The organism is Streptomyces sp. NPDC101178 (assembly GCF_044767965.1).
GTDB lineage: Bacteria > Actinomycetota > Actinomycetes > Streptomycetales > Streptomycetaceae > Streptomyces.
The window spans coordinates 20336-40468 of record NZ_JBIWOZ010000019.1; the positions used below are offsets into that span (position 1 = coordinate 20336).

General features: G+C 67.5%; 21 protein-coding genes. 12 read left to right on the forward strand and 9 right to left on the reverse strand.

Translation table 11 applies throughout. From position 1 onward, the window contains the following. Positions 1–269 precede the first annotated feature (269 nt). Both ACIRR8_RS32720 and ACIRR8_RS32725 read left to right on the forward strand, forming a co-directional pair. Complete coding sequence (locus tag ACIRR8_RS32720) at positions 270–599, forward strand: hypothetical protein (RefSeq protein WP_404071679.1); 330 nt, start codon at positions 270–272, stop codon at positions 597–599. Next, positions 596–1054, forward strand: coding sequence for a hypothetical protein (locus ACIRR8_RS32725; RefSeq protein WP_404071681.1), 459 nt, complete (start codon positions 596–598; stop codon positions 1052–1054). The genes ACIRR8_RS32720 and ACIRR8_RS32725 overlap by 4 nt, the downstream gene beginning before the upstream one ends. Before the next feature lie 209 nt (positions 1055–1263). Here the strand turns inward: ACIRR8_RS32725 and ACIRR8_RS32730 are convergent, their stop codons facing one another. The 6 genes from ACIRR8_RS32730 to ACIRR8_RS32755 form a co-directional block, all read right to left on the reverse strand. After that, a complete protein-coding gene (locus ACIRR8_RS32730; RefSeq protein WP_404071683.1) occupies positions 1264–2136 on the reverse strand; it encodes a hypothetical protein in 873 nt (290 codons plus the stop codon). Continuing rightward, entirely contained in the window at positions 2133–2906 is a 774-nt protein-coding gene (locus tag ACIRR8_RS32735; protein ID WP_404071685.1) for a ParA family protein, read from the reverse strand. Before ACIRR8_RS32735 ends, ACIRR8_RS32730 begins: the two co-directional genes overlap by 4 nt. Positions 2907–3430: 524 nt before the next feature. Next, a complete protein-coding gene (locus ACIRR8_RS32740; protein ID WP_404071687.1) occupies positions 3431–3715 on the reverse strand; it encodes a hypothetical protein in 285 nt (94 codons plus the stop codon). 418 nt (positions 3716–4133) lie between these two features. Next, the gene (locus tag ACIRR8_RS32745; RefSeq protein ID WP_404071689.1) at positions 4134–4802 is read right to left on the reverse strand and encodes a hypothetical protein; all 669 of its coding nucleotides are present in this window, start codon (positions 4800–4802) and stop codon (positions 4134–4136) included. Next, positions 4799–5389, reverse strand: coding sequence for an RNA polymerase sigma factor (locus tag ACIRR8_RS32750; protein ID WP_404071690.1), 591 nt, complete (start codon positions 5387–5389; stop codon positions 4799–4801). Before ACIRR8_RS32750 ends, ACIRR8_RS32745 begins: the two co-directional genes overlap by 4 nt. 502 nt (positions 5390–5891) lie before the next feature. Continuing rightward, complete coding sequence (locus tag ACIRR8_RS32755; RefSeq protein WP_404071692.1) at positions 5892–6599, reverse strand: restriction endonuclease; 708 nt, start codon at positions 6597–6599, stop codon at positions 5892–5894. 519 nt (positions 6600–7118) lie between these two features. Here ACIRR8_RS32755 and ACIRR8_RS32760 point away from each other — a divergent pair. After that, positions 7119–7511 (forward strand): hypothetical protein, encoded by a 393-nt coding sequence (locus tag ACIRR8_RS32760; RefSeq protein ID WP_404071694.1) that lies wholly within the window; start codon positions 7119–7121, stop codon positions 7509–7511. Positions 7512–7700: 189 nt separating this feature from the next. Continuing rightward, on the forward strand, positions 7701–7943 hold the full coding sequence (locus ACIRR8_RS32765; RefSeq protein ID WP_404071695.1) for a hypothetical protein: 243 nt from the start codon (positions 7701–7703) through the stop codon (positions 7941–7943). A 173-nt stretch (positions 7944–8116) separates the two neighbouring features. Here ACIRR8_RS32765 and ACIRR8_RS32770 read toward each other — a convergent pair whose 3' ends face one another. Beyond that, complete coding sequence (locus ACIRR8_RS32770; RefSeq protein ID WP_404071697.1) at positions 8117–9988, reverse strand: tetratricopeptide repeat protein; 1872 nt, start codon at positions 9986–9988, stop codon at positions 8117–8119. A 180-nt stretch (positions 9989–10168) separates the two neighbouring features. Here ACIRR8_RS32770 and ACIRR8_RS32775 point away from each other — a divergent pair, with 180 nt between their 5' ends. Next, complete coding sequence (locus ACIRR8_RS32775) at positions 10169–10294, forward strand: hypothetical protein (protein ID WP_404071698.1); 126 nt, start codon at positions 10169–10171, stop codon at positions 10292–10294. A gap of 437 nt (positions 10295–10731) precedes the next feature. Here ACIRR8_RS32775 and ACIRR8_RS32780 read toward each other — a convergent pair whose 3' ends face one another. Continuing rightward, positions 10732–10935 (reverse strand): hypothetical protein, encoded by a 204-nt coding sequence (locus tag ACIRR8_RS32780; protein WP_404071700.1) that lies wholly within the window; start codon positions 10933–10935, stop codon positions 10732–10734. A 268-nt stretch (positions 10936–11203) separates the two neighbouring features. Between ACIRR8_RS32780 and ACIRR8_RS32785 the strand changes: the two genes are divergently transcribed. The 4 genes from ACIRR8_RS32785 to ACIRR8_RS32800 all read left to right on the forward strand — a co-directional run bounded on the left by ACIRR8_RS32785 (position 11204) and on the right by ACIRR8_RS32800 (position 15162). Next, complete coding sequence (locus ACIRR8_RS32785; RefSeq protein WP_404071702.1) at positions 11204–12052, forward strand: hypothetical protein; 849 nt, start codon at positions 11204–11206, stop codon at positions 12050–12052. A 445-nt stretch (positions 12053–12497) separates the two neighbouring features. Beyond that, positions 12498–12755, forward strand: a complete 258-nt coding sequence (locus tag ACIRR8_RS32790) for a helix-turn-helix domain-containing protein (protein ID WP_404071714.1) — start codon at positions 12498–12500, stop codon at positions 12753–12755. Positions 12756–13050: 295 nt separating this feature from the next. Then, a complete protein-coding gene (locus ACIRR8_RS32795) occupies positions 13051–14202 on the forward strand; it encodes a helix-turn-helix domain-containing protein (protein ID WP_404071704.1) in 1152 nt (383 codons plus the stop codon). Between the two features lie 27 nt (positions 14203–14229). Further along, positions 14230–15162 (forward strand): hypothetical protein, encoded by a 933-nt coding sequence (locus tag ACIRR8_RS32800; RefSeq protein WP_404071705.1) that lies wholly within the window; start codon positions 14230–14232, stop codon positions 15160–15162. Positions 15163–15212: 50 nt separating this feature from the next. On the opposite strand, the gene ACIRR8_RS32805 is transcribed toward ACIRR8_RS32800, so the two are convergent. After that, complete coding sequence (locus ACIRR8_RS32805; protein ID WP_404071707.1) at positions 15213–15476, reverse strand: helix-turn-helix domain-containing protein; 264 nt, start codon at positions 15474–15476, stop codon at positions 15213–15215. Between the two features lie 794 nt (positions 15477–16270). Between ACIRR8_RS32805 and ACIRR8_RS32810 the strand changes: the two genes are divergently transcribed. From ACIRR8_RS32810 to ACIRR8_RS32820, 3 genes are all read left to right on the forward strand, one after another. Continuing rightward, positions 16271–16567, forward strand: coding sequence for a hypothetical protein (locus ACIRR8_RS32810; RefSeq protein WP_404071709.1), 297 nt, complete (start codon positions 16271–16273; stop codon positions 16565–16567). Positions 16568–17905: 1338 nt separating this feature from the next. Continuing rightward, positions 17906–18541: an RNA polymerase sigma factor gene (locus ACIRR8_RS32815; protein ID WP_404071710.1), complete on the forward strand. Its 636-nt coding sequence runs from the start codon at positions 17906–17908 to the stop codon at positions 18539–18541. Between the two features lie 18 nt (positions 18542–18559). Then, a complete protein-coding gene (locus ACIRR8_RS32820; protein WP_404071712.1) occupies positions 18560–18964 on the forward strand; it encodes a hypothetical protein in 405 nt (134 codons plus the stop codon). The last annotated feature ends 1169 nt before the right edge of the window (positions 18965–20133 follow it).

Consider the following 20133-nt stretch of genomic DNA (forward strand, 5'->3'; position numbering starts at 1 on the left):
GGTGATGTGGGAGGGCGAAGCTTTCTCCCCGTTCGTGTTACGAAACCCCATGTTTGATCACAAGGTTCTCCGAGCCAACTGGCCTGTGTTTTCCTCGTGCTTGACAGGGATGCCCCGGGGCGAGATAGTGGCCTCAATGCGGCATGAGTCTGTCCGCAGCTAACGAAGCTCTCGTCTTCTTCACTGGAAGCGGGGGCTTTTTTCGTGTCCGCATCCCTGAGTGAGCCCTGGCATCCGCCGGGGCTTTTTTCGTTTCCGGAGGTCCCTTCGTGTTCGACCCGTGGTGGTTCGTGAGCGCGGCCTGCGTCGTGATCGCGGCGCTTGTGCTCCTGGCGGTACTGGTGCTCCTGATTACGCGGCGCGTGGTCGACAAGGCCCGTCCGGAAGACCTTCCCGCAGTCCTGGCGGGCCTTGGCGACGTGGTCGCCAGCCTGGCCTGCTTCCTGCCCTGGGGAAAGACGCGGGAGAACCCGCCCACCGATCCGGTTCCCGTCCAGACTGGCGAGATACTGGGTCAGCCGGTCACCATCGTCGCCGGCCAACTGGCAGCTCCTGCACTCAATCCGACTCTTCTTCGCGGGGAAGAAGGAAGCCGATGAGGCGTCGACGTTCCTACCGCGACCCCACAGCGGAGCGAGCGAGCATCAGCAACATCGGCTTCGCTCTCAACTCCATCCGCAACCGCCGCGAGGTCGGCATCGTGATTCTCACTGTCATCTGGGGCCTGTCGATCCCGGACGCTGCCCGTCGCCTGGGGGTCACGGAGGGGCAAGCCGAGATCTTGCTGCGTAGTGCCTTGTTCCGACTGCGGCATCCCAGCATGTCGGGCACTATCAGTGCCGAGGCCGATGGTGACGATGTCGCGCGGTCGCGGGAGCTGCGTAGGTGGGCCGACGCCGTTGCTCAGTCGCTGGTGGTCACCTGCCCCTGCGGGCGCGGTTTCCTTCCGGAACACATTTTTCTCACCACCGGAGGCCGCCCCAAGCTCTACTGCTCGAACGCCTGCAAGCAAGCGGCTTACCGAGCACGCAAGCGCCGGAACGACGAGGGCTGATGATCCAGCGTTGCTGTGCGCTGGTGGACCATCCTTTTCTCCCTGCTGTAAGGCTGGCTAGACCGAGATCACCGTCCGGCCGGCACACAGCGCAGCGGGAGGCCCCGGGGCGCACCAATCGCCCCGGGGCCTCCCGCTGCGCATGACGACGCTATACCTGGCCGGGCGCAGCGATCCAGCCCGCTCCACGGCCGCCCAGAGTCATGTGGCTACTCGGTTTGGGCAGCAGCCCGCTGAGCGGCCGCGAGCCGCTTGGAGACCCGCTTCAGCTCCTTCTGGAGGTCTTCCAGGTGGCTGCGTACCGCCGCTGGGTCCGCCGCGAGAGCTGCCGCGACCGAGGCGGGAGCCAGAGGAGCATGGACCCTGGCCCGCAGTTCCTTCGCGGCGTGAGCCACCGCCCGCAGCTCCGGGGGGACCAGCGGCGGGCGCGATGTGGATTCTGAGACGTCAGAAATTTCTGACCTCTCCTGTGACGGGATCTGAAGCGCACCCGCCACCTCTGTCAGCAAGGCCGCGGTGGGCCGCTTCTTGCCCTGTTCCACAGCCCTCGCCAGGCCCTCGCCCATGACGTCGCGGGCCACGTCCACGCCGTGCTGCGTGATCACGTTGGACATGACCTTGCGTGCCGATGCCTTGGTGAGGTGCTGGGCCAGATCAGGCCCGAGAGCGGCGATGGACCGGATGCGGGCCGCGTCCTTGAGCAGTTCGAAAACGTACTTCTCCTCAATGTCGAGCACCCCGCCCGCCCACTGGGCGAAGTTCGAGTGCCCGGCCACCTTGTGCAGCTCGCGGTCCTGTGCGACTTCCAGGAGGGTGGCCTTATTGAGGACGACGAAGTCTTCGGCGCGACTGCCGATGGCGTCGATCTCGCTCAGCCGCTCCGTCACGTAGGCAAGCTGCTGCTCGGGAGTGCCGGTGACGTCGTCGGCGCCCAGGATGCGGCCGCCGGCGAAGGCCGACGTATCAGCGGGTGAATCGGCAGGCTGGTTCTGGAGTTCTGCGGGGACCGCCGGATCGACGGCGGAGTCAGGTGCCTTCTTGAGGCGGGACTGGCCTGCTGCGATCAGCTTGTTGGTGCTCACTCGTCCATCCCTGCTGTCAGGACCCGGTCGTACGCGTCGGTCAAGGCCGTGGCTTCCCGCCCGGGGGCTGCGGTGATCGGGACGCACGCGAAGCGCGTCTGCTGCCGGACCGAGTGGCGGGGGACTGCCAGGTCATCGCGATAGAGCGGCCCGTAGGTGTCCGCCAGATATTTCCCTATGGCGTCCTTCAGCGTGCTGCGGCCCCCCGGCACGATCGACGGCACGATCCCGACCACCCGCAGATTGGGGTTCATCCCGAGATCCTTGACGAGCTTGATCGTGTTCAGCGCCTCAGCCGCGCCGATACGGCCGTCCTCATCGAGAGTCGCCGGGATGAAGACGTCCGTGGCGGCGATCAGCGCCGATGTCACCAGCTTCCCGCCCGCCCGGGGAGGAAGATCCAGAATGCCGACGCCGTCCGACGGGATGACGCCCTGGAGGGCCAGCCGGAGCCGGAACTCCAGGCCCACGGCGACGTTGTCCGTCTCCCGGTTGGCGAGCGCCCTCTCGGCGGCGATCACCTGCACGCCCGGCCACGCCTCGGAGGCCGGCACGAGCGCGTCCGTCGCGAGGCCGGTGTCGCCCTGCGGGTCCAGGGCCAGCAGGTCGTTCATCGTGAAGGCCGGAGCCTCCGGGACGCCAAGCTCTGCGGTGAACGTCGCCCGCGGGTCCAAGTCACCAGCGACGACCGGACGTTGTCGCTTCCGGGCCGCAGCCACCAGCCCAGCGGACAGGGCGCTCTTACCCACCCCGCCCTTCTCGCTGTACACAGCCAGCACTCTGCTCATGACCCGATGACCCTCACTTCGTACCCGGTATCCACGCTGCGAGGCTATCGGCAGGTGGTCGCCAGGCCGGCGGCGCGGCACGAAAACGCTGGAGGTCAGAAATTTCTGACCTGGGTTCCTGAGCCTTCTGGCGCCGTCCGCGCCGTCCGTAAGGTGCTCTGTCGGAGAGTCTGGCCCCCGGCCGCTGGACCCGCGTCCCTCGTAGGCGCTCTTGGGTGCGTCGACCTGTTCTAGCTGGCCGTCGGTGCCGACGACGAACAAGCGTGGGTCGGCCCGGGGGTGCCACGGACACCCGGCCATGAGACCTTCCCGCTGCCTGTTGACCTGTCGGACGCTCTGGCCCTATGCAGAACTGGAGCTCTGAAAGTTGGTTCGAGACCCGGGTGTGACATTGGGTTTGCTAATCTTGGCCAACATGCACAAGTTCGGGAGAAGCTTCCCGGGCATGAGAAAACCGCCCGGCTTCTGGCGACCAACCTCGACCGGACGGCTTCCTCATACTGTTGTTACGCGGTGCAGAGTACTGCGGCCCCACCTCCCTGGTGCGGGCCGTTCTGCGTTTCGGCGATCACTCCTCCGGCTACGAGTCCGGTTACGAGGCCCGTGACGAGGAGGCCCGTGAGCAGGATGCCCACGGTCTGTCCCGCGCCCTCGGCCATGCCGTTGAAGAAGCGCCCGCCGAGCCGCTGAGGCCCGTTGTTACCGTTTCCAGCCGACTGCCCTGCACCGGACTCCTCCGGTTCGGGCTCACCCGCCGGCTCATTACCGTCCGGGTTCGGCGTCGTGCTCATCTATCTCTCCTCACGTCGGATGTATCCCTGGCGCACACAGGACCAGGACACTCTTCCTGTGCACGCTCGGGCATCCGAGGTGGAGCCCAACTTTACCCGCCCGGTGAGGTGTTCGACGCTGTTGCCCGCCTCATTCGAGCGTCGCCGAGCGGAGGGCTGCCGTCCAGTTCGTCCAACAGCGCGGTATGTCCCGAAAGTTGCGTCGGGCCGGTCCTCGAGAGACACCTGAAGAATCTTCGTAGTCCCTGCCGGTAGCCCTCGCGTGGTGCTGGTGACGATCGCCATGGAGCCCTTGTTCACCATCAAAGTCTTGGTGTTCACCGCGGTGTTGCTGGCGTCCATCGCCGTGGCGGCCGCGGTCACCACCGCCGGACCGGCCGTTCCGGTACTGCCCGGGCGGGGTGGTGGGGTGTGCCGGTCAGCGGTTGGTGAAGTCGCGGAGCTGTTCGACGAGGCGCTGGTCGGGCCGGCGGACGATGGGGTGGCCGCCTTCGCCGGCGAGGCGGTCGACTTCCATTTCGAGCTGTCCAGTGGGGGCCATGCTGGAGGAGGAGCCGTTCTTGCGTACGTAGGTGGCCACGGTGCCCAGGCAGTCGAGGAGGACGTCGTCGATGCCGTGGGTGCCCGCGCGGGTGCTGGTGACCTCGTGCCGCCAGTGTGCCGCTTCCCGTGTCTCGCCCAGGGCGAGGTGGTGGAGGTGGAGGCAGTACGCCGCGATCCGGTGCCCGGCTCCGGCGGACAGCTGCCACCAGAACTGGGCGCTTTCGGGGTGGCCGGTCAGCAGGAGCAGGCAGGCGAAGACGCAGGCGCCCTCGACGTCGAAGTCCTCCGCTCTTCCCGGTACGGCGGAGGGGGCGGCGTCGGCGAGTTCTCCGATGTGCTGGGCAGCGCCGGGGGCGTTGATCATCCACCTGCAGACGGTGGAGAGTCGGTGGCCGGCCTGGGCTGCGCTGCCGACCTCGCTGTCACTGTCGGGTCGGTGCTGGGCTTCGGCGGCGAGTCGGCGCAGCGCGGCCCCGACGTCGAAGGAGGTGTCCGGGGCGACGGGGAGGACGGCGTCCTGGAGGAGGTCGTCGATGGTGATCACTGCTGCTGTCCCTTCTGTCGCACGGCCCGGGTGGGCACGCCCAGCTTCCTGGCGAGGCGGTCTTTGGCCTTGCGGCAGTGGTAGTTGACGGTCCGCTCGTCCAGGCTCATGAAGCGGGCTACCTGCTTGGTCGAGTAGCCGATGAGGTAGCGGAGAACGATCACGGTGTACTGGCGCACCGGGAGCTCCGAGATCGCACCGTAGAGGCCCAGGCGGCTGTCGGAGAGCTCCAGCTCGCCGCGCAGGGCGCGCAGCCGCTGCTGGATCTGCCCGTTGATGATGTAGGCGGGGTCGCGGCCTTCACGGGCGAGCCGGCGGGCGACATGGCGGTGCAGCACGGCGAGCGTACGGCGCTCGAGCTCGTCCTCCTGGAGGAGTCCGTCCCAGGCCGCGTGTATCTCGAGGAAGACCTCGTGGACCACAGCTTCGGCGGTGGAGCGGCTGCCGAGGTGGAGTTCCGCGTAGGTGTGGAAGAACGCCTGGTGCCCCAGGACGAACCCCTCGAAGTCAAGGGGGAGGTCAACGGTCTCGGTCACGCGGTAGCCGAGCGGACCAGCTGCGGCGATGGAACGGTCCTGGTCACGCACACGGACCTCCACTGCTCCGTGCATGCAGGGACACAGCAGATGACACGGGCTTCCTCTTCCTTCAGGACCAGGTGCCAACCGAAGGCACAGGAGGGCGGGTTGCCCTTCTGGCACTCACTCAAGCGAAACCGGACCCGAAAGACTCATCCCGAGTCAGAGAAAATCACCGAGCGCAATGAATGCGCCACAAACAGCAAGATCGCAAAACCCACCGAACCAACCCTGACCAGGCGTAACACCTAAGAGTGGCCCGTCGAAAACCAGCCCGGTCACGCGCCGGTAGTGAGCTAGGTCACACCCGTTGAACGTTGTGCGGCAGCCTGATGCTGAAAGTGCGCCTCGGCGTCCGTAGCTTTGCCCCGCCCGTCCGCCGCGCCGGACGGGCGGGCAGCAGACTGCCGAGGAGACCTCCGCCCCTGAGCTCGTCGACAGACCGATGGCCTGCTGCCTTCAGGCCTTCGCCGGAAGCGGGAGGGTCCCGCTTCTCCCTTCCCTGTCGGGTCTAGTGGTTTCTGCGGGGTGGGGGGATTTTGGGGAGGAGGTGCCATAGGGGGCGTCCGCCGCTGGCCCAGGTGGCGAGGGTGCGCCGGTCGGCGAGGTGCATGTGCAGCTGGGCGGCGAGGGGTTGGCAGCGGGTGGTGAAGCGGCCGTTGGTGACGACGAGGACGATGTCGGCGCCGTAGAGCTGGCGGGCGGTGCCGTTGACGCGTTGGAGGTCGGGGGTGCCGACGGGTGAGCCGCGGTCGCCGTCGCGGCGGTGCTTCACCTGGATGACCCAGGTGCGGCCCAGGGGGTCGGTGGTCAGGACGTCGGCGCCGTTGTCGCCGGCCCCGCCGATCTGCCGGGCATCGGTGCAGCCGTCGCGGACCATCAGGTCGCGGATGGCGTACTCGAAGTCGCGGTGGTGCAGGGCGTCCAACTCGGGCAGCCCGTACCGCAGGGCCTGCTGCCGGATCCGGTCCCAGGCCCGCTGCTGCTGAACGCGATGACCCCACACCGCCCCGCCGACGGCTGCGGTGGCGCCGAGCACGATGAGGATCCACCAGTTCGCCACCAGCCAGGAGAGCACCGCCCACACCACCGCCGCGGCCATGACCCCACCGCCCGCGAGGACCAGCAGCTGCTCCTCCTGCCGCCTCCTCCTGCTGAGGCGCCGCTTGCGGGGCCGCCGTGCGGGCGGCCGCCGCCCGGGTGATCGCCGGGCGCTCACCGCGTGGCCTTGGGGGTGGGGAAGCGGATCGGGTAGGACACCGTCGGCTTCGGCAGCGGCCGCGGTTTGTCCCACCCGGGGAACTTGACCGGATACACCCCCGGCGTAGGGCGGGGATACGGCTTCCCGTCAGGCCCGGTCGAAGGGCTCCCGTTCCCGCCGGCCACGATGACGAACCCGACCAGCACGATCACCGCCATGTTCTTCCGCGCTCCCGGTGCCCACCGGGCATAGCCTCTGACCTGCGTTCCGTCCGCCCGCTTGTACGGCCTGACCCACGGCACCCGCGCCCCCGCTCGACGTGATCCACAACGACCGTTCATCGTCGCACCGGACCCTGACGAGAGGTCAGGGAATGAGGAGGGGCGACCGGAAACGAGCGGACGAATCCAGCCGCCATTGAACGTTAACTCGATTTGTGTGCAACGGAGTTGGGGGTTCGCTGTCAGTGGTGCCGCTTAGCGTGAACGGTCGCCGGGATCCCCCGGCCCTGGCCCCCTGTCGCGAGGAACCATCACCATGACCCGCGTCCGCGCACACCGCCGTGCCGACGGCACCTACGTCAAGGCCCACCACCGCCGCACCCGCCCCCGGACCACCACCACGACCACTGCACCCCGCCGTACGGCGCCCGCCCGCCGCGCCCCGGTCCGTGCCGTCCCGCCGCCGGCCGGGCCAGCCACTCGCGTACGGAGCTACCAGCGCGCGGACGGAACCCGCGTCCGCAGCCACCACCGCAACCTCACCCCCAAGGCAGCCGCGGCCGGCACCGGGATCGGCGGCCTGCTGCTCCTCTTCCTCGTCCTCGCCGCTCTCGCGCCCAAAGGAAGCCCGAGCGTCCCCGGGGAAGGAGCGGGACCATCGGCCCCGGCCACCCTGGCCCCCGCCACCGGGCCGGGGCCCGGCAGGTAACCGTCGTCCTCCGCTACACACCCGCCACCTGACCCCGCCCCGCCGGACGGGAGCGCCGACGGAGCCCTTCGCAGCCGACCGCTCCCGCCCGTGCCCCACATCGCGGGCAGGCCGGGATTGTCAGTGGCCGCTCGTACCGTCGAAGCCAGGTGCTGGAGAAACCGGACCTGGGCTGGAACGGAGCGGACCATGGGCGAGATCGACGTGAGCAGCCTCAACCTCGGGCGGCTCCTGGCCGACAGCACCGGCACCCCGGCCCGCTCCTACCAGACCGCCTTCGCCGAGCTCGCCGAATCCCACCAGGGCCGCCCAGCCACCGAGATCGTGCCGCTGCTGCGCCGGGCGGCGGACGAGGCGCTGCTCGGTTTCACTGCCGCGGACCTGTACGAGCAGGCAGAGGAGCGGTACGTGCTGCGCATCCGCGTCACCTAGACCGCGACTGCGACGAACGCTTTCCAGCGTCGTCGGCCTGACGCCGGTCCGGTAGCGCCCGATCATGCCGTACGTTCCGGTTCTGAGCACGGGAGGGGGGCGGCACTTGGTCCGCAGCCAGGCGAAGTAGGCCGCCATGAGGGAGTGCCCGACCGGCGAGGCGCTGGTTTCGTCTACAGGAACTTGCGTCGATAGGCACGGGTTTGCAGGGTGTCGGGGTGGTCGGGGCCCAGGGTGCGGGTGTAGTCGGGGAGGAGTTTGTCGAGCAGGGCGACGGCCTGCTCCGGGTCGCCTGCCTCCCTCACGCTTACGGCATGGCTGTAGCGAGTTCGCAGGGTGTCGGGGTGGACGGGGCCCAGGGTGCGGGTGTAGTCGGGGAGGAGTTTGTCGAGCAGGGCGACGGCCTGCTCCGGGTCGCCAGCTTTTCTCACGCTTACGGCGTGGCTTTGGCGGATGCTTAGGGTGTCGGGGTGGTCGGGGCCTAGGACGCGGTTGCAGTCGGGTAGAAGCGCGTCGAACAGGGCGACGGCCTGCTCCGGGTCGCCAGCCTCCCTCACGCTTACGGCGTGGCTTTGGCGGGTTCGCAGGGTGTCGGGGTGGTCGGGGCCCAGGATGCGGTTGCAGTCGGGGAGGAGCGCGTCGAACAGGGCGGCGGCCTGGTCCTGGTCGCTAGCCAGTCCCACGATCGCGGAGTGCATGTGACGGGTGTTCAGGGTGACGGGGTGGTCGGGGCCCAGGGTGCGTGTGCAGTCAAGGAGGAGATCATTGAGCAGGGCCATCGTTAGCTCTTTGTCGCCGGTCTTCCCTACGTTCAAGGCATGGTTGTAGCGGGTGATCAGCGTGTCGCGGTGATCCGTGCCGAGGATCCGGGTGACATCGGGGATGAGTTCGTTGAACAGGACGATGGCCCGCTCGTGGCTACCAGCACTGCCCGTGTTCAGGGCGTGGTTGTGACGGGCGTTCAAAGTGTCGCGGTGGTCCGTGCCGAGGATCCGGGTGACATCGGGGATGAGTTCGTTGAACAGGACGATGGCCCGCTCATGGTTGCCAGCGTCCGCCACCTCCTCGGCCTGGGAGAGGCGAGCCTCCAGGGATTTCGGGCTTCTGGGGTTGTCTGGTGGGTTGTCCTGGACAACCCCGGCTGCGGGTTCGTTGAGTTCGCTGGTGACGCGGTTGAGGGTGGTGTTGTCTTCGTCGTTGACCTGGCTGGCGCGGGCGAGTGCGGCGTCGATGTCGTCCCCGACCGGATCCGCCGAAGCGGGACCCGCCTCCGGCTCGTCGGGTAGGACCGGCAGCTCCTCGAGGGGTGAGGTGGTGTCGCCGGCGCGGAGGCGGTCGAGCTCGTCGGTGAGCCTTCGGAGCTGATCGGTGACGCGGGCTTCGAGGTCTTCGGCCTGGCGCTGCTTCTCTTCCGCCCGCCGTAGCTCGGCCCGGGCTCGCTGTTCTTGCTCCTCGGCTCGGGCCAGCTTACGCTCGGCGTCCTCCAGCGCCTCACCCCGGAGCTGGGCACGCAGTCGGTCGCGTTCCTCGACCAGGCCTGCGACCCTTCGGTCGAGCTGGTGGATCATGTTGAGCAGGACCATGACGAGCTTGTCGGAGTTGTTCTTCGCCCGCTCGACGTCCGCCCGCTGCTCCAGGGCCCGGGTGTACCGGTCGTACGTCTCGATCTGCCGGGCCTGCGCCGCGGCGAGCTCGACCGCATACCCCGCACCCGGCCCGGCCACGGCTGGTGCGCCCGGTGTGGTGCGGGGAGCTGGGCGCATGGCTTGTTCGCGGAGGACGAGGGCTTCTTCCTGGCGGCGCTCGCGCAGGTCGGGGCGGACCGTCGCTCTGATCAGCGCGGCGATGAACGCTTGCGTGGGTAGCTTCCCGGCGAGGTAGACCCCGGTCTGGGCCTTGCTCATGTTGATCTCGCCGCTCAGCACGGCGAGGGTTTTCCCGGAGTCGTCCACGTGCCGGCGCAGTGTCTCGGCGAGCTTGCGTGCCGCGGTGTTCTCCGCGCGGATCGGCCCCCACGGCCTGCCACCGCCGGTCTTCGATGTCATGTCAGCCCCCGCCCCTGGGCTGCTGTTGTCCGGCCTGTCCTGGACAAAGAGCCCCTGGTCCGGAACTTACCTGCGTTGTCCGGCCCCTGACTCCCGGACGACCCGATCCACCCCCACAGTCATCTCCCATCAGCCGCCGAACACCCCCGTTCACGCGGCACCACTCGGGGAGGACCTCTCATGCTCGACCACCTCAACACCGCCCTCGCCGCTATCGGCGCCCTGGCCGCCCTGGCCCAGCTCGCCCTCGACGCACACCGCGCCCGCACCAGCGACCGGAAGAAAGAGGACGACCAGGAGCGGTGAGACCTCGCGGCCAAGGGCGTGCCCGGGCAGAGGTCCGGGCGCGCCCTTCACATTGCCGCTGGGTGTATCGGGCCGTGGCTCGCTGCGCATGCTGGTACTCCGTTATCACCGTCGGGCACGCGACTCTCCATCTTGTGGGTGGCCGTCGTACCTACTGCATAAGTCAGGTAACAGGGATCAGGGGCGGGGCTTGCGGGGCTGGCCCCGCTGCGTCGCAGGGTGCTGCTGCTCTCGGCGATCGTCGCGATACCGGCGGAGGCGGGCGGCATTTGGATGGTGGGGGTGTGCCTGGGCTCGTGAAGCGACTCGCGGACCGCTTTACCTGGCGCAGGCGTCGCTCCAGGGCCGCAGCGGGGGCTCGCGTGAGTCGCTATACGTGGGCTCTGGAGGCTGCTGCAGAACCCTGCGACCTCAGGGATGGACCGCAGGGTGAGTGCTCATTCGATGAGGGACCGCAGTACCGGGATGCTGACGCCGGCTGCCGTCAGACCCGCCAGAACTGCCGCTGCCACGGCCTGGGTGCTGACGAAGGTGAGTCCTCCGACGATCAGGCCGATGACGACCGAGGCCAAGAGGATGATGGCCGTGTGGACGGTCAGGAACGGGGCTGGTCCCGGCGGGGGCGAAGCGGGCGAACTCACGTTCTCTCCAAGAGGTCTGATGATGTGTACGCCGACTTCTATGTGCCGTCCCAGGGGGCACCCCACGGCCTAATTTTCCGGGTGGGAGACGCCAGAAAAGAATCTTGGAAAAGTCCGTGGGGTGGCCGCTGGGGGCGCACTTACAAGGGGTCGTCTCGGCGTCAGCCGTGAGGGCCCGCGAGCTTGCGAGTGGGTCAGCGCGGGTGACGGTGAGACGTCCCCTTGCAGAGCTAAAGGGGACGGCGGACGACAAACGGAAGGGGAGGGCATGCAGGGCGACGGCGCGGGGGAGGTGTCCGCGGTCGCGCGCGCCCGGAACCTACAACCTGACAGCCCCGTCGATGCAAAGCGTCTGCTCGGCTCACCGGTTTCCGCGCAGGACCTGCGTGCCATGGACTCTTCTCACACCAAGACCGCCCGGCGCTTGCAGGCCAGCATCGACCGGCGGCTGGCCGATGGGCACATCGTCACCATGCTCAGGCAGGACGGATTCGAAGGCCCGCGGTACGACCGCTTCGTCGAGGAGCTCGTGCGCTACGGCATTTCCGTCCTGCGCGGCTGGATGCACTCCGGCTACATCTTCAAGCTGGTCGCCCAGCGCGGCTTCGGCCTCAGCCCTCACGAGCTCGACCTCGAAGACCTCGCCACCGACAGCGACCTCCGGGAGGAACTGGCCTCCATGACCGTAGCCCGGGCCTTGCCCCGCTTCCGACAGCAGGCTCTGGTCGACTCAGGGTGGAACACCGAAGGAGGGGCAAGCATCACCACCTACTTCATGGGGGCCTGCGTCTACGACTTCCCCAACGAGTTCCGTCGCCATCGGGCCGCCGAAGCCCGCCACCACCGGGCTCTTCGCAGGGAGAAGGAGCTGTACCAACCCCGCATCAGCACGGTCAGCCTGGCCCAGGAGATCGTGGGCAACATCGGCGTCCTGGACGAGCTGCAGGAGATCGACGACCCGCGCGTGCAGGCCGTCGTCGCCCTCACCCTGGACGGCTACTCGCAGGAAGAGATCCGGGAGCTGGTGGACATCACCACCATCCGGGCAGTCGAAGGTCTGCTGTACCGGTGGAGGACCAAGGCCAAGCGGAAGAGGAAGGGAGACCGCGATGACTAGCCTGGACGACGACTTCGAGGCGTTGCTGCAAGCTTCATCGCTAGGTACCGAGGCTGCGAGGAGCCTGCGGGAACGGACCTCTGAGCACACCGCAAGCGTCATCCGAAGAATCACCCAGCTGCGCAACGACATCGCGCACGGCTCACATGAGGCATTCACGGAGCACGCGGCAGCGGAGATCTTTCACGCGCTCGACGGCCTGACCACCGATGACACGGCGCTCGGGGCACTGCGGGTTGCCGTGCTGCAGGCACGAACCCAGAAGATCCCACAAGCGGCCGAAACCCTTGCTCACGCGTTGGAGGCCACGAACCTCCTGCACTGGGAGGATCTACCCAGCGCACGGTCCAGGGACCTTGAGGCCGCTCTGAGAATTGCCGCCGCACGGCTAGCCGGGAGTAGCGAAACGGGCCGTTCTGGCTCGAGCCTTCTTCCCTCGGAGCACATGCCTCCGAGGTCACCCCACCAGGGCCGGACCTCTGAGCAACCCTCTGACCGCCAGCCCGAAGACGACGAGTCCGCGCTGCTCACTGTTGCCGAAGTTGCCACGATCATGGACGTACAGAAGACGACGGTCTACCGCCTGGTGCACAGCGGCCATCTCCCGGCGGTCCGCTTCGGCAGGTCCTTCCGGGTGCCGGCGGACGCCGTGCAGGCATACATGCGTGAGGCGCGAGTGGACAGCGATCACCGTAAAGCATGACAGGTAACGCGCTGACCAGGCACTTTCCAACGAGCCTCGGTATCCGCAGCGTGGAGTGAGCCCGGCGCTGAACGCTCTTGACCGTGTAGCCCACCAACGTCCCGGTGCTGCGTTTTGCCTCAGACATCAGCTGGCTGTCCTTGAGGCATGTTGCTGATTGAGGCCACTTTCTTGTGTTCGGCAAGTCCGCTTGAACGTGAAGGTTGCTGAATCTAGCTACTTAACGAGTGTCGGAAAGTTTTATTATTCGGCAAGTTTTTCTATCTGTGCTTACTTGCCGTGTCATGATGCGGGCATGGAAGCGAGCGCGCACGGGCAAGAGAAGGCACTGCTTGAGCAGGGGCGAGCAACCCTGCAGGACCTGCTGGGACCCAACTGGGAGGTCACTTTCCGCGCTGATCAACTGCCTGAGGGCGATCACGGCTGGGACGCGATGCTCGAGATCAAGTCCGCCGACGGCATCTACGTACAGATGCTTGTCGATGCCAGGCGAAGAGTCACCCCCAAAGACGCCGCCGGGCCTCTCACATCGATGGCGCACCTCGTGCGCCGGGTGAGTCAGTACACCCGGATCCTGGTCATCGCCCCGTGGATCAGCCCCCTGACGCAGGAAGCACTGCGTGCGAATGGAATCGACTACCTGGACCTGAGCGGCAACATCTCCCTGCGCGTGAGCCGCCCCGCCATCGTCATCCACACCCACGGTGCGGACCGCGCCCCCGCCGGCCACCGGCCACCATCCAGCAAGCCACTGCTCACCGGCCTGAAGGCCGGACGGCTGGTGAGGCTCTTGGCCGACGTTGCGCCGCCCTACCGCGCATCAGCCCTGGCTCAAGGGGCCGGGCTGAGCCTGCCCTACGTGTCCCGACTGCTCGACACTCTGGACGATCAGCTGCTTATCGAACGCGACGGCAAGGTCATTGTCTCGGTGGACTGGCAAGGTCTCCTGCGTGCCAGGGCGAACCAGACGGACCTCCTGCGCAATACGGAGCCGGCAGGCATGATCGCCCCGAACGGCGTCGCAGCCGTGCTGAACCGCCTTACGGTTCTGAACCACGACATCATCGGGTCTCCACGCGAGCTTCTCGTCACTGGGTCCTACGCAGCCAGGTCCCTCGCACCGATCTCCGTCGGAGGGCAGCTCATGCTCTACGTCCAGGAGCATCCGCTCAACGTGGAGACCTGGGCCGACGAACTCGGTCTCATGCCCGTCTCGGAGGGCGCCGAGGTACTCATCCTCAGAGCGAAGGACGACAGCGTCTGGCAACGACCCATGATGGTCAACGGCATGTGGCAGGTCGGTCTGAGCCAACTGGCAACGGACTGCCTCTCCGGCCCAGGCCGGATGCCGGCCGAGGGCGAAAAGATCCTGGAGTTCATGGCCGCGAACGAACATCTCTGGCGCAAAACTGATCTTTCCCACCGAAGAGAGGCCATCCGCTTCTAGACTTGCGCCACTTCCGGAGGGGGAACGATGTCGCAAGCACCAGCAGGGACAGATGAAGACCAGCTGAACCAGGCCTCCCGCAAGGTGCTCCTGGACGCGCTCATCGCCCTAGAAGGACATCGCGAGGCGCTCACCGTGGTCGGTGCCCAGGCCGTTTATCTCCGCACTACTGAAGCAGTCATCAGCAGCGCCTCCTACACCTCCGACGGCGACATCAGCATCGACCCGGACGCCCTAGGAGAGCAGCCACTGCTCGAAGAGGCGATGCGCGGAGCCGGCTTCACTCTGAAACTCGACAAAGACGGAGTCCAGCAGGTCGGGCTGTGGGAGCGCCCCGAACAGGTGGGCGAGGTCGAGGTCGGCGTGGAACTCGACCTTCTGGTGCCCCAGGACCTGGCACCCGGGCCGAAGAAGAAGCGCCGTGCGGAAATGCCGCCTCACGACAGCTGGTCGGCCATGAAGGTCCCCGGCCTCGAGGTCGCCGCTGTAGACCGCTCACTGATGACCATCGCGAGTCTCACTCCGCACGACGACCGAAGCGTGGAGGCGTACGTCGCCGGTCCGGCTGCCCTGCTCGTCGCCAAGGCCTACAAGCTCCACGAACGGATCATCGCCGCCGCGAAGAGACCAGAGCGGCTGTCCGCCAAGGACGCCGGAGACGTCTACCGAATCATGTCCACGATCCAGGTCCGCGACGTAGCAGCATCCTTCAGCAGCCTCTGCGAAAACCCGCGGGTGGGGTCTGTCGCCACGGAAGGGCTGAGTCTTCTTCGTCAACTCTTCGGCGCAGCTGCTACCCCCGGCACCGAACTCGCCGTCGAGGCTCTCGCAGGAGACATTCCCGAAAGCCGTATCCGAGTACTCATCCCGGCCTTCATTTCAGGCTTGGCGAGGACCGGCACACGGCTTTCAACAGAGGACACCTCCCCCCGCATCGGACGACAGCACCCGCCCGAGTAGAGACCGCGACTCACAGCAGTTCCCAGCCCGTATTCATTCTGGCGTGAGCCTCAGCGCGGCGCGTCCAGGCCGTGCTGGTGCTCCTGGTGTTGGTCTCCGGTTCCGGCCGGGGAAGCCGCGGTGGCATCGGGGCCGGCGGGAGCGTTCAGCCGGAACCCGGGCGCCAACAGGTCGTCCACAGGGATGAGCCATCCGCAGGTCTCGTCCGAGACCGCGCCGGGCAGGTCTCCCGCCTCACGGCGGCGACGGATCGTGGACCGGCTCACACCGCCCGCGGTGGCCGCCTCCCGTTGGGTCAGCATCGGACGCTTCATACCCCTATCCTTCCCGCCCCGGTCCGGTTGGGTGACCCCACTCGTCACCCGGCGGTGGTGGGGTCGGTGCTGAGCGGGCGTCGCCCGACGGGCCGGAGCACAGGCGGGGCGGCGCTGGCACCGTCCAGGCGCTCCGCCGCGAGCACGGCACGCGATACGGGCGCACCGGGCGGCGTCCCCTGGTCGTCGACAGCAGGTACGGGGCCGGTGCCAGCGGGCGGCGGGTGGTCACCCGACGATTCTCCCTCCGGGCGCAGCCGTCCCTCACCACCGCAGACCGCTTCGGAGGACCGCCCTCCCCTAGAGAAGGGGAAGAGGTTGCGCGGCTAACCCCGCTCCGCCGCATGGTGCTCCCACCAGTCCCGACCACCCGACTGTCCAGCCACCGCGAATCCCTCCCACCACCCGCCTGACACCGGACCGGCCTCCCATAACAACGGGGGTTGCGCCGCTTACCCCGTCGCAGTGCAGGGTGCTGCCACAGCCGTGACCGGCCTACGTCCCGCCCCAGAGAACCGGTCCCCCTAGTGGGGGAGAACGACATTCCCCGCCCTGCCCGGTCAGATGAGGCCCGCCAAACGAGACTTGCGCTGCTTGGCCGGCCACACCGCATGGTGCTGCCACAGCGCCCGACCACCCCGGCTGTCCAGTCCTCGCGAACCCGTCCCGACACCCCGTCACCGGCCCCCAGGAGAGGCCCGTACCGGATTTTCGCGAGAACTGGAACGACCGGCCGACGCCGCGGACTGTAGGCCTCGCGCTCACCCGGAGCGCACCGACGAAGGAGAGATCTCATGACGACGACAACGACCGCACCGGCCCTGACGGCCGCACCGGCGCCGACGGCCGCTCCGGCGCCCGTGGTCCCGCCCCCGCCCCCGCCCGCTCCGGCCCCGGTGCCGGTTGCCGCGTCGCGGCGGTCCGTGCACCTCCTGATGGTCGCAGTCGGCTGCCTCGCGGTGGCCTGCCTCCTGTATGTCCTGGTCGACCGCCCCGGCCTCCGGGGTCCGCTGGCGGACCTCGCGACGATCATCACCCCCCTGGTCGGTGCCGCCGGTCTCTTCCGGGGCGCCTCCCGGGCGAGCCAGTGACCCACCGGGCCGCAGGGCCCGGCGTGCTCCTGGTGGTCGCCGGCGTACGTCACCTCCGTGACGTACGCCGGGCCTTACGGCCCGGGGCCCGGTGGGTAAGCCCTTCTCGGAGGGGGCTTGCCCACGGGCCGGGTCACGGAGGCCCGTACCTCCTGCGACGTCCTCCTGGCTGTGCTCCTGGCGGTCGTCGGTGTACGTCATCCCGGTGACGTACGGGGCGCTGCGGTGACGTACGCGGCGCGGGCGGCCGGGCTCGCCCGGCCGCCCGTGGAGGCTTGCCCGCGGGGCCAGGACTTCTCCGTTCCTCCTGCCCGTTGCGGGTTGCTTCGGGTGGGGGCTGCGCGGTTGTTTACGCAGGTGCGCCCAGAGTTGTACCGGAGGTGTGAACCCCGCCTTCCGCCATCCCGTGCGTTCGGCCTGGTCAGACCCCGTGGGCAAGCCGGGCAACCGCGCCGACACCTCTTCCTCCGCGTAGTCGGGGAAGAGGTTGTTCTCCTTGTCCGTGGCTGTCGCGGCCGGAGGCAGGAACGCCTGGCCTTCCCCAGCTCCTGGCGCAGGCCGAGTCGCGGCCCGGTACGAAGAGCCGCAGGGGAACTCACCACGGCTGGTCAGAGCGTCCGCGCCCCCGAACTCACCAGACCACTCACCACGGCGGCCAGGCTCCTCACCGCGGCTACTCACCACGCCTGGGCGGGCACTCACCACGCCACTCACCATGCGGTGGTAAGTGACCCGTTCCGCCGCCTGTGCCGTGCGGGTTCGGTCCCGCGTTCCGCCGGCACTTCGTACTGGCCGCACCCTGCCTGTCCATTCGGCCCGCTCTCGGGGGTGCACAGCGGGGTGCGAAGGGGTTTGCGCTCGTCTTGGGCGGCCTCTCCCGTTCACCCAGGTCATACCCTGGTTTCGGTGTGGTGAGTGGTCAGACTTCCTCTTCTGCTGCCCTTCCTGCTCCCGGTGTTGTGGGGGAGTGGTGGGTGGTTTGGGGCGGTGGCGGACTCGGAGCCGGCGGGGCGCTGCGCTGGCTGTTGGGGGCCGCGTCGGCCGGTGGCCACCGCGTCCCGGGGAGGAGCCTGGGGGAGTCGTCAGCGGGCCGCTGGGCGCTTCTTCCGGGCCGACGGCGGGGAGCCGCGAGGCGAGGCGACCGGGGATTCAGCGGCGGCCGGCCTGCGGCTGCGCCCTGCGGGCGACCGGACGGTGGGGGTCCGGAAAAAAAGATGTGTCCGAGGGTGTCCGAGCGTCTTCGTGCCCTCGTAGAACGAGGTGTGCGGCGCAACCGCATCGCGCACCCGCCTCCCGGCCCTCCTGCCGGGGTCGGGCAAATGAATGAATGGGGAAGCCGTGTACTCCACGACGTCTCTGTGCACGACGCGTTGCCTGCTCGGGTCCTTCCCCGAGCAGACGGCCTTCGTGCAGGAATGCAAGGGAGCCGTCGGCTCCGACATCGGCTCTCACGACACGCTGGGTGCGGTCTGCACGCTCGACGCAGAGTTCACCCGGTTTGTAGCGGGGACCGAAACCATGCTCTACCGGCGCGCCTTCCGTCTGTGCAGGAATCATGCGCAGGCGCAGGATCTGGTGCAGTCGGGGTACCTCAAGATCTGGACCAGCTGGCTGGACCACGGTCCCAAGGACCTCAATCACCAGAGGGCTCTGGCGTGCATCGCCGTCACGCACGTGTACTACGACTCCTTGAAGAAGATGTCGAACGGGTACGTGCCGACCGACCTCGCCGATTATGACGCGGCCGGTGACGGGATGGTTGAAGAAGAGCTCATCGCGGCCGAGAACGCGCGTGAGGTTCTGAAGGCGATCAATCAGCTTCCCGATACGTTTCGGGATCTGATTACCGCCGTCTATATCGACGGAGCCACAGTGGCGGCGTTCGCCGAATCGGAAAACATTGCTCCGAAGACAGCTAGCCGCTACCACCTCAAGGCTCTGAAGCTCTTGCGTGAAATTCTCGGAGAGCAGTAAAAAAGAAGGAGGCAGACAATGGACGCCCTGACAAAGCGTCTGAGTCAGGCCGCCGATTACCTCAAGAGGGAGTCCGACGCCGCCCTTCAGGAACTGCTGACCGAGACATTCTGTGCGGTCCCCAGTTCCAAGGGAGGCGTCGGCGAACTCGACCGGAGGGGGGAAGGCCTCGCCTTCCCCCCTCCGGGGGGAGATCCCCGGCCAGCACACCTGAGCACAAAAGAAGAGCAGCGCACCAAGGGCCAGAAAGAACTGGCAACGCTGCTGGAAAACGACAGGAAGGGACTTGCAGATAGAGGGGCTCTGCGTCGAATCGCAGAGCTGACAGAGCTGTTCGACGACGAACAGCTCGCTCAGGTCTGGTGGCACCGAGCAGCGCTAGAGGGAGATCCTGTAGCAATCATGATGCTCGGCGACGACTAGAAGCCTCGGCGGCAGCGACTGGCAGGAGCGCGACCGCCCACCCAGATAGGGGAGCTGCACAGCCGACAACCGGGCGGCCCTGAAAGGCGTATGTTCAGGGCGAGAAGGACGCAAGGAAACCGGCAAACAGAAAAAGACCACAAAGCAAGAAAGACTGCAACAGACAGAGCATCCCTCCTCAAACAGAAAGGAAAAAACAATCATGTGCCTGAAATCCGAGGACGACCGACTAGCAGTCCGACAGTAGTTCCCCTAGGTGCAACGCACCTGATGGTCAACGCAATGTAAGCCTGTGGACTGACAGAGAGTAGGGGGCATCTGCCACCCCACAGGCTCACCGGGGGCCCAGCAGAGTATCTGCTGGGCCCCCTCCCAATCAGGCTAGCCGTCGCCGCTAGGCGGGCTGCTCAGGACCAAGATCCTTCACACCACTGCATACCGTGCCCGGAGCCGGAACCTCACTCACTACCGATACCCGAGGCGCCCGGTCACGAAATACCCCCTCGTCCAATGCAATATCAGCACCCAGAAAGAGAACTCCAGTGGCCAACCCTATGGATACTGACCCCCGAATACTCCCAGGATTGAACTGCCTTCTCATGAACGACCTGCCCTCAGCGTCCTTCACGGAGCTCCCTCATGTTGGATTGAACCGACTTCCTACCTAGTAATACGAGGGCAGCCGAAGGATCGGACACCAAAGGGCCATCCACCCTCCGTGACTCGTTGCCCCTAGTCAGAACAAGGCACGGCGTCTGCACCCCCAGGACAGCCCGGGGGAGTCACCAAGTTCCGCCAACTCAACATGCTGCATCAGTTGATGCAGCCGGGTGGCCGGACAAGCCGGACCACCCCTTCCCTGTAGCCAGCCCGGCCCGCGCCAGCGGGCCGCAAGGCCCTGGAGGCGCAGCCGGAGGGGCCGTTGGGCGGGGAGCGCAGCGGACCCGCCCAACCCGGTACGGAGCGCAGCGGAGAACCGGTCACACCTTGCGCAGCAAGGCCAGGCCTGGGAGCGCAGCGGACAGGCCGTCACCACCCAGGCTGCGCCTGGGTGGTGGGGCACCTTGCGCAGCAAGGTGCAGCGCGAACCGCGGAGCGGGAGCGCAACCACCGGGCGCAGCCCGGTGGTTCGCTTGCCCATCGCGCAGCGATGGGGTACCCGCTCCGCG

Bases quoted from the DNA above. Each gene is read 5' to 3' on its own strand.
- ACIRR8_RS32795 (WP_404071704.1), top strand. From the start codon at position 13,051: ATGGAAGCGAGCGCGCACGGGCAAGAGAAGGCACTGCTTGAGCAGGGG.
- ACIRR8_RS32770 (WP_404071697.1), bottom strand. From the start codon at position 9,988: ATGACATCGAAGACCGGCGGTGGCAGGCCGTGGGGGCCGATCCGCGCG.
- ACIRR8_RS32790 (WP_404071714.1), top strand. From the start codon at position 12,498: ATGCCTCCGAGGTCACCCCACCAGGGCCGGACCTCTGAGCAACCCTCT.
- ACIRR8_RS32775 (WP_404071698.1), top strand. From the start codon at position 10,169: ATGCTCGACCACCTCAACACCGCCCTCGCCGCTATCGGCGCCCTGGCC.
- ACIRR8_RS32725 (WP_404071681.1), top strand. From the start codon at position 596: ATGAGGCGTCGACGTTCCTACCGCGACCCCACAGCGGAGCGAGCGAGC.
- ACIRR8_RS32785 (WP_404071702.1), top strand. From the start codon at position 11,204: ATGCAGGGCGACGGCGCGGGGGAGGTGTCCGCGGTCGCGCGCGCCCGG.
- ACIRR8_RS32820 (WP_404071712.1), top strand. From the start codon at position 18,560: ATGGACGCCCTGACAAAGCGTCTGAGTCAGGCCGCCGATTACCTCAAG.
- ACIRR8_RS32765 (WP_404071695.1), top strand. From the start codon at position 7,701: ATGGGCGAGATCGACGTGAGCAGCCTCAACCTCGGGCGGCTCCTGGCC.
- ACIRR8_RS32800 (WP_404071705.1), top strand. From the start codon at position 14,230: ATGTCGCAAGCACCAGCAGGGACAGATGAAGACCAGCTGAACCAGGCC.
- ACIRR8_RS32810 (WP_404071709.1), top strand. From the start codon at position 16,271: ATGACGACGACAACGACCGCACCGGCCCTGACGGCCGCACCGGCGCCG.
- ACIRR8_RS32760 (WP_404071694.1), top strand. From the start codon at position 7,119: ATGACCCGCGTCCGCGCACACCGCCGTGCCGACGGCACCTACGTCAAG.
- ACIRR8_RS32740 (WP_404071687.1), bottom strand. From the start codon at position 3,715: ATGAGCACGACGCCGAACCCGGACGGTAATGAGCCGGCGGGTGAGCCC.
- ACIRR8_RS32805 (WP_404071707.1), bottom strand. From the start codon at position 15,476: ATGAAGCGTCCGATGCTGACCCAACGGGAGGCGGCCACCGCGGGCGGT.